Source organism: Rhizobium sp. WSM1328 (assembly GCF_057653715.1).
Genome location: NZ_JBYGKO010000004.1, coordinates 218,124 through 232,261, shown reverse-complemented (window position 1 = coordinate 232,261; position 14,138 = coordinate 218,124). Strand labels below are relative to the sequence as shown.

Annotated in this window: 13 protein-coding genes and 1 pseudogene; 9 read left to right on the top strand and 5 right to left on the bottom strand. The window is 63.1% G+C overall.

What is annotated here, in order from left to right; translation table 11 throughout:
- Position 1: 1 nt before the first annotated feature.
- Both AC2444_RS32340 and AC2444_RS32335 read right to left on the bottom strand, forming a co-directional pair.
- Positions 2 to 727 carry an ABC transporter permease gene (locus AC2444_RS32340; protein ID WP_105009319.1) on the bottom strand — a complete coding sequence of 242 codons (726 nt, stop codon included), beginning with the start codon at positions 725 to 727 and terminating at the stop codon, positions 2 to 4.
- A 217-nt stretch (positions 728 to 944) separates the two neighbouring features.
- Positions 945 to 1,787: a transporter substrate-binding domain-containing protein gene (locus AC2444_RS32335; RefSeq protein WP_128450054.1), complete on the bottom strand. Its 843-nt coding sequence runs from the start codon at positions 1,785 to 1,787 to the stop codon at positions 945 to 947.
- Between the two features lie 197 nt (positions 1,788 to 1,984).
- Here AC2444_RS32335 and hutC (AC2444_RS32330) point away from each other — a divergent pair, with 197 nt between their 5' ends.
- The 3 genes from hutC (AC2444_RS32330) (at position 1,985) to AC2444_RS32320 (ending at position 3,977) form a co-directional block, all read left to right on the top strand.
- Positions 1,985 to 2,740 carry a histidine utilization transcriptional repressor HutC gene (gene hutC, locus AC2444_RS32330; protein WP_017996595.1) on the top strand — a complete coding sequence of 252 codons (756 nt, stop codon included), beginning with the start codon at positions 1,985 to 1,987 and terminating at the stop codon, positions 2,738 to 2,740.
- A gap of 125 nt (positions 2,741 to 2,865) precedes the next feature.
- Positions 2,866 to 3,102, top strand: coding sequence for a DUF6894 family protein (locus tag AC2444_RS32325; protein WP_128450053.1), 237 nt, complete (start codon positions 2,866 to 2,868; stop codon positions 3,100 to 3,102).
- A 107-nt stretch (positions 3,103 to 3,209) separates the two neighbouring features.
- Positions 3,210 to 3,977 (top strand): Crp/Fnr family transcriptional regulator, encoded by a 768-nt coding sequence (locus AC2444_RS32320; RefSeq protein WP_128450052.1) that lies wholly within the window; start codon positions 3,210 to 3,212, stop codon positions 3,975 to 3,977.
- Positions 3,978 to 4,295: 318 nt separating this feature from the next.
- On the opposite strand, the gene hutC (AC2444_RS32315) is transcribed toward AC2444_RS32320, so the two are convergent.
- On the bottom strand, positions 4,296 to 5,018 hold the full coding sequence (gene hutC / locus AC2444_RS32315; RefSeq protein WP_128450050.1) for a histidine utilization transcriptional repressor HutC: 723 nt from the start codon (positions 5,016 to 5,018) through the stop codon (positions 4,296 to 4,298).
- Positions 5,019 to 5,136: 118 nt separating this feature from the next.
- Positions 5,137 to 6,483: a formimidoylglutamate deiminase gene (locus tag AC2444_RS32310; RefSeq protein ID WP_128450049.1), complete on the bottom strand. Its 1,347-nt coding sequence runs from the start codon at positions 6,481 to 6,483 to the stop codon at positions 5,137 to 5,139.
- Between the two features lie 122 nt (positions 6,484 to 6,605).
- On the opposite strand from AC2444_RS32310, the gene hutI reads away from it, so the two are divergent.
- From hutI to AC2444_RS32280, 6 genes and pseudogenes are all read left to right on the top strand, one after another.
- Positions 6,606 to 7,868, top strand: coding sequence for an imidazolonepropionase (hutI, locus tag AC2444_RS32305; protein WP_128450048.1), 1,263 nt, complete (start codon positions 6,606 to 6,608; stop codon positions 7,866 to 7,868).
- A pseudogene (hutH, locus tag AC2444_RS32300) lies at positions 7,865 to 9,398 on the top strand (histidine ammonia-lyase). The gene hutI and the pseudogene hutH overlap by 4 nt, the downstream one beginning before the upstream one ends.
- Before the next feature lies 1 nt (position 9,399).
- Positions 9,400 to 10,221, top strand: coding sequence for an N-formylglutamate deformylase (hutG, locus tag AC2444_RS32295; protein WP_128450046.1), 822 nt, complete (start codon positions 9,400 to 9,402; stop codon positions 10,219 to 10,221).
- Positions 10,222 to 10,245: 24 nt separating this feature from the next.
- Complete coding sequence (gene hutU / locus AC2444_RS32290; RefSeq protein ID WP_065283880.1) at positions 10,246 to 11,919, top strand: urocanate hydratase; 1,674 nt, start codon at positions 10,246 to 10,248, stop codon at positions 11,917 to 11,919.
- Positions 11,920 to 11,924: 5 nt separating this feature from the next.
- A complete protein-coding gene (locus tag AC2444_RS32285) occupies positions 11,925 to 12,500 on the top strand; it encodes a HutD/Ves family protein (protein WP_128450045.1) in 576 nt (191 codons plus the stop codon).
- 175 nt (positions 12,501 to 12,675) lie between these two features.
- Positions 12,676 to 13,305, top strand: a complete 630-nt coding sequence (locus tag AC2444_RS32280) for a J domain-containing protein (protein ID WP_128450044.1) — start codon at positions 12,676 to 12,678, stop codon at positions 13,303 to 13,305.
- Positions 13,306 to 13,330: 25 nt separating this feature from the next.
- Here the strand turns inward: AC2444_RS32280 and AC2444_RS32275 are convergent, their stop codons facing one another.
- Positions 13,331 to 14,032: a DUF899 family protein gene (locus tag AC2444_RS32275; RefSeq protein ID WP_128450043.1), complete on the bottom strand. Its 702-nt coding sequence runs from the start codon at positions 14,030 to 14,032 to the stop codon at positions 13,331 to 13,333.
- Positions 14,033 to 14,138 lie beyond the last annotated feature (106 nt).

The following is a 14,138-nucleotide window of genomic DNA, read 5'->3' as shown; positions in this document are numbered from 1 at the left end:
CTTACGCCTGGCCCATGGCGGATGCCGGCATGCTGCGATTGGCGCGGCGCTCCGCCCCGTTGAAGATGCGGTCAGAAAGGCTGGTCAGGAGCAAATAGAGGCAGCCGCCGGCGATGAAGAACAGGAAATATTGCCGGGTTGAGCCCGCCGCCACCTGGCTGGTGCGCATCAGTTCGGCAAGACCGGTGACGGAAATCAGCGCCGAATCCTTGAGACTGAGCTGCCAGACGTTACCGAGGCCGGGGATGGCGAGGCGAAACACCTGCGGCATGATGATGCGGCGAAGGCGCATGCCGCGATGCATGCCGATCGCCGAGGCTGCCTCGAGCTCGCCCTTGGAGATGGCGAGAAAGGAGCCGCGGAACACCTCCGCCTGATAGGCGCCGGAGATGATGCCGACGGCAAGCGCGCCCGCGATAAAGGACGGCAGGCCGAGGAAACCCTCGTAACCCATCGCCTGGCCGATCGAGGTGACGGCCGAGGAGCCGCCGAAATAGATGAGATAGATGATCAGCAGCTCGGGCACGCCGCGAAACACGGTCGTATAGACGTTGCCGAGCGTGACGAGGACAAGATTACCGGAGAGTTTTGCCGCAGCGACGATCGCGCCGAGCACGGCGCCGATCGCCAGGGCTGTGGCCGTGACGGCCAGCGTCATCAAGGCGGCGGCAATGAGCAGCGCGCCCCATCCGGTCGAGCCGAAGCCGAGCAGTTCCAAGCTTGCCATATCGTCCGTTCCCCGTCCGTGGCAGTGTTTTGCGGATCGACACCAGAGCATGATGCCGAAAAGTGTGAGCGGCTTTCGGACGACATCATGCTCTAACTCTTTTCTTTAGAACAGGATCAGATTTTAGGCCGGCCGGGCCTGAAAACATCCTGTTCGAGCAAGCTGTCTCCGGCGATAAAGCCGGAGACAGGTGTACGCGGCCGAAGGGCCGAAACGCTCATTCCTGCGGGCTGACGTCGACCTTGAACCACTTCATCGACAGGTTCTTGACGGTTCCGTCGGCAAGCGTCGACTTGATCGCCTCGTTGAACTTGTCGCGCAGGTCGGTATCGGCCTTGCGGACGCCAAGGCCTTCGCCCTCGCCCCAGATCGAGCCGACAATTTCTGGGCCGGTAAAGTCGAGCGTGTCATTGGCCGCCTTAAACGCGTTGGCGAAATAGACGGCGTCGTCGAAGCCGAGGTCGATACGGCCGTTCTGCAGGTCGAGGTCGCGGTCGGCGCCGGTCTTGTATTCGCGGATCTCGGCAATGTCGCCGAAATTGTCATAGACGAACTTGGCGTAGACCGTTGCCGCCTGGATGCCGATCGTCTTGCCCTTGAAGGCGGCCTTCAGCGCGTCGATCTCCTTCACGCCGGTCTGGCCGGGGGTCATCTTGATCGTGGCGCCGGTGCCGGCGGCCTTTGCCAGCGGGCTGTCCTTGGCGGTGGCGAAGGCAGCAGGAGTAGCGGCATAGGGAGTGGTGAAACCGATCACCTGCTTGCGCTCCTCGGTGATCGACAGCGCATCCATGATGACGTCGAATTTGCCGGCGTTGAGCGCCGGGATCATGCCGTCCCAGTCGGAGGCGACCAGCGTGCATTCGATCTTGGCGCGCTCGCACAGCACCTTGGCGAGTTCCGGTTCGAAACCACCGAGCGTGCCGTCGGCATTGGTGAGATTCCAGGGCGCGTAAGCACCTTCAAGTGTAATGGTCGCCTTCGTCCAGTCCTTGGAAAAGGCAGGGGCGGCGAAGGCGGAAAAAGCCGCCACGCCGCAAAACAGGATTGCGCTGAATTTCATTGATGAACTCTCCTCTGGAGTTGAAACAGACCTTGCGGCACCACGGCCGATCTTCGCCGGCTTGCCCTTTCCCGTCCTATTTCTGTTTCAAGGACCGATTGGGAGGTTGTATATGGTACCATATGAAATATTTTGTGTTATGCAAGTGGGAAAGTCGATTTATGTGGCGAATTCCATTCGTGCAAAAGGAATAGGCAATGAAACGTCCCGGCGAGATGAAGCGCGAGCTGGCGGAAAATGACAGCACGCCGCTCTACGCCGGCGTCAAGCAGGTGATCCTCGACCGCATCCAGAGCGGCGAGTGGCCGCCGAAATACCGGGTGCCGTCGGAAAACGAACTGGTCGTCGAGCTCGGCGTCAGCAAGATGACCGCCAACCGCGCCTTACGCGAACTTGCCAACGAAGGCGAACTCGTCCGCATCCAGGGCGTCGGCTCCTTCGTCGCCGAACGCAAGGGATATTCGGCACTGTTCGAGGTCCGCAACATCGCCGAGGAAATCGCCGAACGCGGTCATGTCCACGAGGCCTCCGTCGTTGTTCTCGCCCAGGAAGCCGCATCTCCCGAGGTTGCCGACGCACTCGAACTGCCGATTGGCGCCGCGGTTTTCCACTCGTTGATCGTCCACAGCGAAAACGGCGTTCCCGTGCAAATCGAGGACCGCTTCGTCCATCCGGAGGCCGCGCCTGAATATCTCGACCAGGATTTTTCGACGCTGACGCCGAACGCCTATCTGACTGCCTCAGCCCCGCTCAGCGGCTCCGAGCATGTCGTCGAGGCGGCGATGCCGCAGGCCTGGGAATGCAAGCTCTTGACCATCATGAAGACCGAACCGTGCCTGACGATCCGCCGGCGCACATGGTCGGCGAAACAGGTGGTCTCGACCGCCCGCCTCGTCTATCCCGGCCACCGCTATCGGCTGGAAGCGCGCAGCGGCAAGATGTTCGAGGAATGAAAACGCCGGCAGTGTTGTATATGGGACCGCGCAATGCCATCGGCGGGAGTGAGGGGTGCGATCAGGTTCGGGAGGAACAACTTCCCGCTTGAGAGGTTAGGGGGGCCTTCTTGATGGAGAAAACGATGCCGAAGTATTTTTTCCACGTCCGCAGGAACGATGTCTTCAATGAAGATCTGGAAGGCATTGACCTAGCCACGCCCGAGCTGGCGTTCGAGGAAGCAACGGCCGCCGCCCGCGAAATCGTCGCGGAAAGGCTCCGCATGGGCGATCCCACGGACGGAGACACTTTCGAGATCAGGACCGAAGACGGCTCGTTGGTCGCAACCGTTCCTTTCCGGTCGGCGGTTCAGTTGAACTAGGTCTATCGGCGTCGATGCTGAACAGCCGCCTTTGTCAAAATCAGACAGAGCGTGAACTCTCTGAACCATAGGAGTGGCGTCGCGTTGGTCATCAAAGCGGTGCTACCATGACAATAATCAGGCAGAGTGGGACCAAGAATAGGTTGCTGCGCCGGTTACCGGAGGAAGCCTTCGGGCGTCTGGCGCCGTTCCTGGAACCCGTCGATATTCCAGTCAAGCACGCGCTCGTGCTGCCGCGCAAGCCGATCGAGCATGTCTGCTTTCTTGAAAGCGGCCTCGCCTCGATGGTGGCCGAGAGCGCCGACGGCAAAAGTGTCGAAATCCGCCATATCGGGCGCGAAGGGATTGCCGGTTATCCCATTGTGCTGGGCGTCGACCGAACCCCGAACAGCACCTTCATGCAGGTGCCGGGCCACGGGCTTCAGGTGGCCACGGAGCATTTTGTTCCGATCCTTGAACACCCAGAGGTGCGGCAACTGTTGCTGCGTTATGTCCACACCTGCGAATTGCAGCTTGCCCACAGCGCGCTGGCCGCCGCCAAATTCAACGTACATCAGCGGCTGGCGCGCTGGCTGCTCATGTGTCACGACCGTATCGACGGCAATGATCTGCCACTAACGCACGAATTCCTGGCGCTGATGCTTGGCGTCAGGAGGGCGGGCGTCACCGATGAGCTGCACATTCTTGAGGGCATCCACGCCATCAAATCGACACGCGGCAACGTCCGCATCCTGGATCGCGACCAGCTGATCGAAATCGCCGACGGCTGCTACGGGGTGCCGGAGCAGGAGTACGAGCGACTGATCGAGACGTCGGCGCGGCCGTCGGTACTTCCCGTCCATCCAAACGGAAATCCCCTTCACGGTATGCTTTGAGCAGTCTCCCGTGACCGCGCCGTGCTCGACCATTCGCCTCGATACCGCCGCCGCGGTCAGCTAATCCCGGCAAATTATCACCCAGCCCAGCCAGAGCTTGAGGCGCAAGCCACCTAGCAGCGGCCGATCGCGTTCCCGGCGGAAGGAACGCATGACCTTGGCGGCCTCCACGACGTACCACCGATTTCTAGGGGTCTTGCTGATCACATGGCGGACGGTGACGCTGCCGGCGGCCCTCATGCCCAGCAGTTCCGACAGCCGGCGATGGGCGGATCCAGCAGGTTCGTCACCGGGCACCAGCCGGTTGGATCGGGCTCTTTATGACGATGCCGGCGTGAAACGCGCCACCAGCGCGTGACGATCGCCCGGATAGGTGAAGCGCACATGCGTCACCGGGCCGGCATTGCTCCAGGTGCGGCGTTCGACGACGAGGCAGGCGGTATTGCGTGGTATATCGAGAGCCGCGGCCAACTCGGCGCCAGCTGAGACGGCATGGATCCGATGTTCGGCCGTGCTCCACGGCACTTGGTTGAGCAGCCAGGGGCCTGGCGCCATCGTCAGGAAATCGGCATCGGCGGCTTCTGGAACCGTCGCAAGACTGATCAACCGCTCCTCCAGGCAAAAGGGCCGCGCGCCGGCATTGTGGATGCAGACGACCTCGACGACCGAGGACGCCACCGGCAGTTCCAGACGGCGGCTGTCGTCCGCCTTCGCCTTGCGGCTCGCCTTCTTCGAAACCGCATAGGAATAGGGCAAGTTCAGCGACCGCACCTCGGCCTTGATGTCGTGGATTTCGAGAATGGCCGATTGTGCCTGCGGCTGGGTGACGAAGCTGCCGGACTTCTTGCGGCGCTCGATGAGGCCGGCCTTGGCAAGCTGGGTCAGCACCTTGTTCACCGTCATGCGCGAGCAGTCATACTGCGTGGCGAGATCGACCTCGAAGGGAATGCGGTACCCCGGCGGCCAATCGCCCGAGACGATACGGCCCTCGATGTCGCCGAGGATGCGCTGGTGCAAGGTGGGATCCTTGCTTTGGTTCATCGCCACGTTCCGATTGGTCTCCCGCTATCTCTTTGTTTTTACGCAATCCCGGACGCGAACCGCTACACACTTGCAGGAATTGCTCTAATTCGAATGCCTGGACAGGAAAAGCTCTTTTTCAGGCGGCCAGCAATTCGCCCATGACGGCCAGGAAGCGCCGGTCGATGGCATCACGCTTGAGATGGCGACCGCCCTCCACCTGTTTGCTGCCGCGCGCCCAGACGCAGTCGACGGAAACGCCACCTGCAAACAGCCAATGGTCGAGGATCTGGTCGCCCGTGAGATAGGGAACGGCCGTGGCATCGAGCGAAACGATATCGGCGTGATGGCCCTCAACGAGGCCTGCCGATGCTTTCAGAGCGGCGCCGCCGCCGGCAAGCGCATGTATGAACAGCGAAAGCGCCGTCGAACCGCCGGGTGCCGCGACGACGTTGCGAGCGCGAAGCGCCAGGCGCTGCGAATATTCGAGCTGGCGCAGTTCCTCCGGCACGGAGATCAGCACGTTGGAATCCGAACCGATGCCGTAACGCCCGCCCTCTTCGAGAAAGAGCGGCGCGGCGAAAGCGCCGTCGCCGAGATTGGCTTCGGTAATCGGGCAGAGGCCGGCGATCGCGCCGCTTTTCGCCATCCGCCGCGTTTCGTCATCGGTCATGTGCGTCGCATGGATCAGACACCAGCGCTCATCGACCGGCGCATGATCGAGCAGCCATTCGACAGGCCGCGCGCCGGACCAGGCGATGCAGTCCTCGACCTCCTTCACCTGCTCGGCGAGATGGATATGGATGGGACCGTCGCCGGCCATCGGCACCAGCCTTGTGAGCTCCTCCGGTGTCGCCGCCCGCAGGCTGTGCGGCGCCAGCCCAAGCTCGGCGCCGTCGAGCCGGCCGGTGACTGCCCGGCATCCCTCCATCAGCCTTTCGAAGCTTTCGAGCGAATTGATGAAACGCCGCTGGCCGTCGATGGGAGCGGCACCGCCGAAGCCGGAATGGGCATAGAAGACCGGCAGCAGCGTCAGGCCGATACCGGTCTCTTGGCTTGCCGCGCCAATGCGTTCGGCAAGCTCGGCGATATTGGCGTAAGTGCCGCCATCCCTGTCGTGGTGGAGATAGTGGAACTCGCCGACGCGGGAAAAACCGGCCTCCAGCATTTCCGCATAAAGCTTGGCCGCGACCGCCCCGACATGATCGGGCGTCATCGCCAAGGCAAACTTGTACATGACCGTGCGCCAACTCCAGAAGCTGTCATTGGCCGGGCCGCGCACTTCGGCAAGACCGGCCATCGCCCGCTGGAAGGCGTGGCTGTGCAGATTCGCCATGGCGGGAACGAGGAGAGCATGGCACTCGTCGCCGGGCTCGGGAGAAGTGCCAATCTCGACCCGCGCAATACGTCCGGCCTTAAGCGTCAGCCGCACATCCTTCTGCCAACCCTGCGGCGTCAGCGCCGTGTCTGCGTGAAGTATGGTCATGACCTTGCCTCTCCTCTTGCCGTGCCGCCGATCTTTCTTTTCCAGAAAAGCGCACAAAATTTCTCTTGTCACCTGTCGATTATGTATATACATGTTTCGGCATAAGGAAAGGCGCAAAGCTGATGACCGGGAACATTTTTTCAGAGGAAGCCCCATCCGCCGACACCCGCCCAGTGCTTTGGCGCAATGCGCGGCTGGCCACGCTTGTGCCTGGCAAGGAAGGGCTCGGCATCGTCGAAAAGGGCGCCGTGCTGGTCGAAAACGGCCGCATCGCCTTTGCCGGCGCCGAAAGCGAGCTGCCAGCATCGGCCATCAAACGCTCCGAAATCGTCGATCTCGAAGGCCGCTGGGTAACGCCCGGTCTCGTCGACTGCCACACCCATATCGTCCACGGCGGCAACCGCGCCCGCGAGTTCGAAATGCGCCTTGCAGGCGCGACTTATGAGGAGGTCGCGCGCGCCGGCGGCGGCATCGTCTCCTCGGTGAAGGCGACCAATGCGCTGTCGGTCGAGGAGCTCGTCGCGCAGGCTCTGCCGCGGCTCGACACGCTGCTTGCCGAAGGCGTGACGACGATCGAGGTCAAGTCCGGTTACGGGCTGAACCGGACCGGTGAAGTGAAGATGCTGCAGAGCGCCCGCCTGCTCGGCCATATAAGACCAGTCCGCGTCGCCACCAGCTATCTCGGCGCCCATGCGACGCCCGTGGAATATAAGGGGCGCAACGGCGATTATCTCGATGATGTCGTTCTGCCCGGTCTCGACGACATGCATGGCCTCGGTCTTGCCGATGCCGTCGACGGCTTCTGCGAGGGCATCGCTTTTTCGGCCACCGAGATCGCCCGCGTCTTCGACAAGGCCAAGGCGCTCGGCCTGCCGGTCAAGCTGCATGCCGAGCAGCTCTCCAATCTTGGCGGCGCCAGGCTCGCCGCGTCATATGGCGCATTGTCGGCCGATCATCTCGAATATCTCGACGAAGATGGCGTTGCGGCGATGGCCGCGGCCGGCACCGTCGCCGTGCTGCTCCCCGGCGCCTTTTACGCCATCCATGAAAAGCAGAAGCCGCCGGTGGAGGCGCTGCGGCGGGCAGGCGTGCCGATCGCGATCGCCACTGATTGCAATCCCGGCACCTCGCCGCTCACCTCGATGTTGCTCACCATGAACATGTCGGCCACGCTTTTCGGCCTCACCGTCGAGGAATGCATCGCCGGCGCCACCCGCGAAGGCGCCCGGGCGCTTGGCCTGCTCGACCAGACGGGAACGCTCGAACCCGGCAAATCCGCCGATCTCGCCGTCTGGAATATCGAAAGCCTCGCCGAGCTCGTCTACCGCATCGGCTTCAATCCGATTCACGCACGCGTCTTCAAGGGCGAAAGGAACAGTCGATGACCATCACGCTCCACCCTGGCTCCGTCTCGCTCAAGGATCTCGAAACCATCTACTGGACCGGCGTGCCGGCAAGGCTCGATCCCGCCTTCGATGCCGGGATCGCCAAGGCCGCTGCCCGTATCGCCGAGATCGCCGCCGGTAACGCGCCGGTCTACGGCATCAATACCGGCTTCGGCAAACTCGCCTCGATCAAGATCGACAGCGCCGATGTGACCACCTTGCAGCGCAATCTTATCCTCTCGCATTGCTGCGGCGTCGGCGCGCCGTTGCCCGACAACATCGTGCGGCTGATCATGGCGCTGAAGCTGGTCTCGCTTGGGCGCGGTGCCTCCGGCGTGCGGCTGGAGCTGGTGCGGCTGATCGAAGGCATGCTGGAAAAGGGCGTCATTCCGCTGATCCCGGAAAAGGGCTCTGTCGGCGCCTCCGGCGATCTTGCGCCGCTTGCCCATATGGCGGCGGTGATGATGGGCGAGGCCGAAGCCTTCTTCGCCGGCGAACGCCTCCCGGGCGCGCAAGCCCTCGAAAGGGCCGGCCTCAGACCAGTCGTGCTCGCCGCCAAGGAAGGCCTGGCGCTGATCAACGGCACCCAGACTTCGACGGCGCTGGCGCTCGCCGGCCTCTTCCGCGCCCATCGCGCCGCGCAGGCAGCTCTCATCACCGGCGCCATGTCCACCGATGCCGCCATGGGTTCTTCGGCGCCCTTCCATCCGGATATTCACACACTGCGTGGCCACAAGGGCCAGATCGACACGGCGGCCGCTCTTCGGGCACTGCTCGAAAACTCCATCATTCGCCAGAGCCATATCGAGGGCGACGAGCGCGTGCAGGATCCCTATTGCATCCGCTGCCAGCCGCAGGTCGACGGTGCCTGCCTTGATCTGCTGCGCTCGGTTGCCCGCACCCTCGAAATCGAGGCCAACGCGGTCACCGACAATCCGCTGGTGCTTTCGGACAATTCGGTCGTCTCCGGCGGCAATTTCCACGCCGAACCCGTCGCCTTCGCCGCCGACCAGATCGCGCTCGCCGTCTGCGAGATCGGCGCGATTTCGCAGCGCCGCATCGCGCTGCTCGTCGATCCGACCCTCTCCTACGGCTTGCCGGCCTTCCTCGCCAAGAAGCCCGGACTGAATTCCGGCCTGATGATCGCCGAGGTGACCTCAGGCGCTGATGTCCGAAAACAAGCAGATGTCGCACCCGGCCTCGGTCGATTCGACCCCGACCTCGGCCAATCAGGAAGACCATGTCTCCATGGCCTGCCACGGCGCCCGTCGCCTGCTCGCCATGACCGAGAACCTGTTCGGCATCATCGGCATCGAGGCGCTGACCGCCGCCCAAGGCGTCGAACTGCGCGCGCCGCTGTCGACCAGCCCGGAGCTTGGCAAGGCGATCAGTGCCATCCGCACCAAGGTGGCGAGCCTCGACGTCGACCGCTACATGGCAAACGACCTCGCCGCGGCCGCCGAACTAGTGGCGACGGGCGCCCTGAACGCCTCGGTTTCCTCTGGGATCTTGCCGGTTCTGGAGAGCTGAGATGACGATCAAGGAAAAAGTCTCCGTGCCATGCGAAATTCGCCAAGGCACCTCCCCCGTCATCCTCGGCTTTCCCCATACCGGCACCGAAGTCCCGCCCGAGATCGCCGATCGCCTCAACGACAATGGCAGGATGCTGGCCGACACCGACTGGCACATTGACCGGCTCTATGACGGCCTGCTCGACAATGTCACGACGGTGCGCGCCACATTCCACCGCTACGTGATCGACGCCAACCGCGATCCGGCCGGTGTCAGCCTCTACCCCGGCCAGAACACCACCGGCCTCGTTCCCCAGACGGATTTCGACGGCAAGGCGATCTGGAAGGAAGGCGCCGCACCCGACGAGGCCGATACCGCGGCGCGGCTGCGCGACTTTCATGCTCCCTATCACGCTTCCCTTGCCGCCGAGATCGAGCGCGTGAGAGCAATCCACGGCGTCGCGATCCTCTACGACTGCCATTCGATCCGCTCCCACATTCCCTTCCTGTTCGAAGGCAAGCTGCCGGATTTCAATATCGGCACTGACATGGGCAAGACGTGCGACAGCGCGATCGAGCAGGCGACGCTTACCGTCGTCGAAGCCGCCGAGGGTTACGACAGCGTGCTCAACGGTCGTTTCAAGGGCGGCTGGACGACCCGCCACTATGGTCGGCCCGAAACCGGCGTGCACGCGATCCAGATGGAGTTCGCGCAATCGACGCATCTGCAGAGCGAGGCGGCGCCCTTTGCCTATGACGCCGCCAAGGCGGACAGACTTCGCGTCCATCTCAAGAACATTCTGGTGCGCATCGAACAGATTGCGCCAGGCCTGAAACGATAACGATCTCTCGACAGGGGAACCGCCATGAGCAATCCACGCCACAATATCCGCGAAATCCGCGCACCCCGCGGCAACGATCTCAATGCCAAAAGCTGGATGACCGAAGCGCCGCTGCGCATGCTGATGAACAATCTCGACCCCGACGTCGCCGAAAATCCGAACGAGCTCGTCGTCTATGGCGGCATCGGCCGCGCCGCCCGGACCTGGGAGGATTTCGACCGCATCGTCGCGACGCTCAAGACGCTGACGGAAGAAGAAACGCTGGTCGTGCAATCCGGCAAGCCGGTCGGCGTGTTCCGCACCCACAAGGATGCGCCGCGGGTGCTGATCGCCAATTCCAACCTCGTGCCGCATTGGGCGACCTGGGATCATTTCAACGAGCTGGATAAGAAGGGTCTCGCCATGTACGGCCAGATGACGGCCGGCTCATGGATCTATATCGGCACCCAGGGCATCGTGCAGGGCACCTACGAGACCTTCGTCGAGGCCGGCCGCCAGCACTACGGCGGCAATCTCAAGGGCAAATGGATCCTGACCGGCGGGCTCGGCGGCATGGGCGGCGCCCAGCCGCTCGCCGCCGTCATGGCCGGCGCCTGCTGCCTCGCCGTCGAGTGCAATCCCGATTCGATCGATTTCCGCCTGCGCACCCGCTATGTCGACGCCAAGGCCGAGACGCTCGATGAAGCGCTCGAGATGATCGACCGTTGGACCAAGGCCGGCGAGGCGAAATCCGTCGGTCTGCTCGGCAACGCCGCCGAAATCCTGCCGGAGATGGTCCGCCGCGGCATCCGCCCCGATATCGTCACCGACCAGACCTCGGCCCACGACCCGATCAACGGCTACCTGCCGAAGGGCTGGACGATGGGTGAGTGGAAGGCAAAGCGCGAAAGCGATCCGAAGGCCGTGGAAAAGGCCGCGCGCGCCTCGATGCGCGAGCATGTCGAAGCGATGATCGCCTTCTGGAACGCCGGGGTGCCGACCCTCGATTACGGCAACAATATCCGCCAGGTCGCCAAGGACGAAGGCCTCGAAAACGCCTTCGCCTTCCCGGGCTTCGTGCCGGCCTATATCCGGCCGCTGTTTTGCCGCGGCATCGGTCCCTTCCGCTGGGCGGCCCTGTCGGGCGATCCGGAGGATATCTACAAGACCGATGCCAAGGTGAAGGAATTGCTGCCTGACAACAAGCACCTGCATCATTGGCTCGACATGGCCAGGGAGCGCATCGCCTTCCAGGGCCTGCCGGCGCGCATCTGCTGGGTGGGCTTGGGCGACCGCCACAAGCTCGGCCTCGCCTTCAACGAGATGGTGAGAACAGGCGAACTCTCCGCCCCGATCGTCATCGGCCGCGACCATCTGGACTCAGGCTCCGTCGCCTCGCCGAACCGCGAGACGGAGGCGATGAAGGACGGCTCCGACGCCGTCTCCGACTGGCCGCTGCTCAACGCCCTGCTCAACACGGCGTCGGGCGCCACCTGGGTGTCGCTGCATCATGGCGGCGGCGTCGGCATGGGCTTCTCGCAGCACTCCGGCATGGTCATCTGCGCCGATGGCACGGACGATGCCGCAAGACGCCTCGAGCGCGTGCTCTGGAACGACCCGGCGACGGGCGTCATGCGCCACGCCGATGCCGGTTACGAGATCGCCATCGACTGCGCCAAGGAAAAGGGCCTGCGCCTGCCCGGCATTCTCGGGAACTGAACCCGGTGAGGATCCTGCGCGCCGGCGATCACAAACGCATGCCCTGGAAAAACGGCAAGGGAGTGACGGTGGAGATCGCCGTCTTTCCACCCGGCGCTTCGATCAACGACTTCGACTGGCGCATCAGCATGGCAACGGTCGCAGAGGATGGCCCGTTTTCGATCTTTCCCGGCATCGACCGGACGCTGGCGATCCTCGATGGCAACGGCATGGTGCTCGATGTCGCAGGCAGCACGCCCGTGCTGCTGACAACGGCAAGTGATCCGCTCGCCTTCCCGGCGGATATCCCGGTTGCGGCCAGGCTGGAGGACGGAGCCATCACCGATCTCAACGTGATGACGCGCCGTGACGGGCTTACCCATACGCTGATCCGCATCGACGTCGATGGCGGCAGGACCGTGCCGCTTTCGCCCTCGACATGCCTGTTGCTTTGCCATTTCGGCGCACTCTCATTCCGGCGCGACGGCGAGACCGGCGCGCTTGCGGACGGCGATGCGCTGCTGATCGAGCACGCGACTGCTACCGTGCTAAAAATCGATGGCGAAGCCACATGTTATCTCGCTTCGATCACCGCAGGCTGATCTTCGAACAACATATTGAAAACACTAAGCAATCGAGGAAATGTCGAAGCATGTGCGTAAACCATCGCCATCTCGGGCCATGGACGTCATTCCTCGTTTCGGTCTAAACTTCGCCCTTCTGATGCGGAAGAAGACCTAGACTGCCCGCAACGTGGCGGGGAGCAAGGGAGCAGGCGTGACGGATCCATACGATATTCTCGGCGTTGAACGCGATGCGGACGAGGCGCAGTTGAAGGCCGCCTATCGGCGCCTAGCAAAAGTTGCCCACCCCGATTCGGGCGGTGATTCGGACGCGTTCGCCCATCTGCAGAAAGCCTACGGGCTGCTTCTCGATCCGGTCCGGCGCAAGGTCTACGACGACACCGGCTACGACGTCGAATTCGCCGACGCGGCAGAATTGCAGGCGCTGGTGATGATCGAGAAACTCGTCACCGACGCGGTGCTCGACGAGCGCGCGCCCGGAAGTTTCGATCCCGTCGCCGTCATGCAGGACAGCCTTTCCGAAGAACTGCGCAAGGCGCGTTTCAGCAAGAGCGAGTTGGAGCGCCACGCCTCGCGAATCGGCCTGCATCTGGAACGGCTCGAAAAACAGTCAGGCCGCGATGTGCTTGCCCACATGTTCCGCGCCCGCATCGAAGCGATCTCCAAGGCGGTTGCCGAAACCGAGGCGAAGATCAAGGCGACGGAACGCGCCGCCGACATGATCTCCGGCTATGTCTACGACGTCGATCCGCCGCCGCTACCGGATGACACGGTCACCAGCATCGAATGGGCCGAGCCCTCCAGAAACCGCTCCACCGGCTGACGGGCCGCGTAGGACGCGGCTGATCTTAATAAGACAGCTTGGGATACCAGTCCGCCGGCCGGCCTTCGGGCGTCGAATCGATGACGGTCCAGAGCGGCATCAGGTCGGGCGCCCCGCGGGGATCCTCACCGGGATCGGCCGTCACCCCGCCCATCTCCTGGCTCCAGAAATGGCGGATGGTGCCGTCGCGCCGCGTGAAAACGTTGAAGGCCGCGTCATCGCCGCCATCCTGGCCGATTGCGTGATAGTCGCGGCTGTAATCGTCCGTCATGTCGGAATAAAGCGGCAGGTGATGCCAGCCACGCTCTTTCTTGAAGGCGAGCAGCTTTTCAATCGGCGAGCGGGCGACGACGGCCAAGGCTGCGCGCTGCTGAATGTCGGGCACCTCGCCGTCCCATGACGATAGCAGCGAAGTGCACATCGGGCACGGGCGCTCGCGTTGCGGGCCGAACATGTAGCTGTAGACGATCAGCGTCTCCTTGTCGGCGAAGAGTTCGCTAAAGGAGATGGGCCCGTCGCTGCCTTCGAAGCGGTAGTCTTTCGTCACCTCGCCGCCCGGCGGCAGCGCCCGGCGCTGTACCGCCACGCGCTCGATGTGCCGGCGCAATTCGATCTCTTCGGCCAGCAGCGCGTCGCGGGCGCTGCGATACGCCTTACTCTCGTTTGGGAACCGGACGCCGTTCTTGGCCGCAAGCACGGCGGCAGGTACGAGATGCTGATTATCCATGACAATTGCTCCTTCTGTTGCCTGACGACGTGCTGAAGCCACGACCGCGGTGCCAGCACATCGTGATAAGGACGATCGGCCAAGGCGAAAATCGACAGTGCCGACG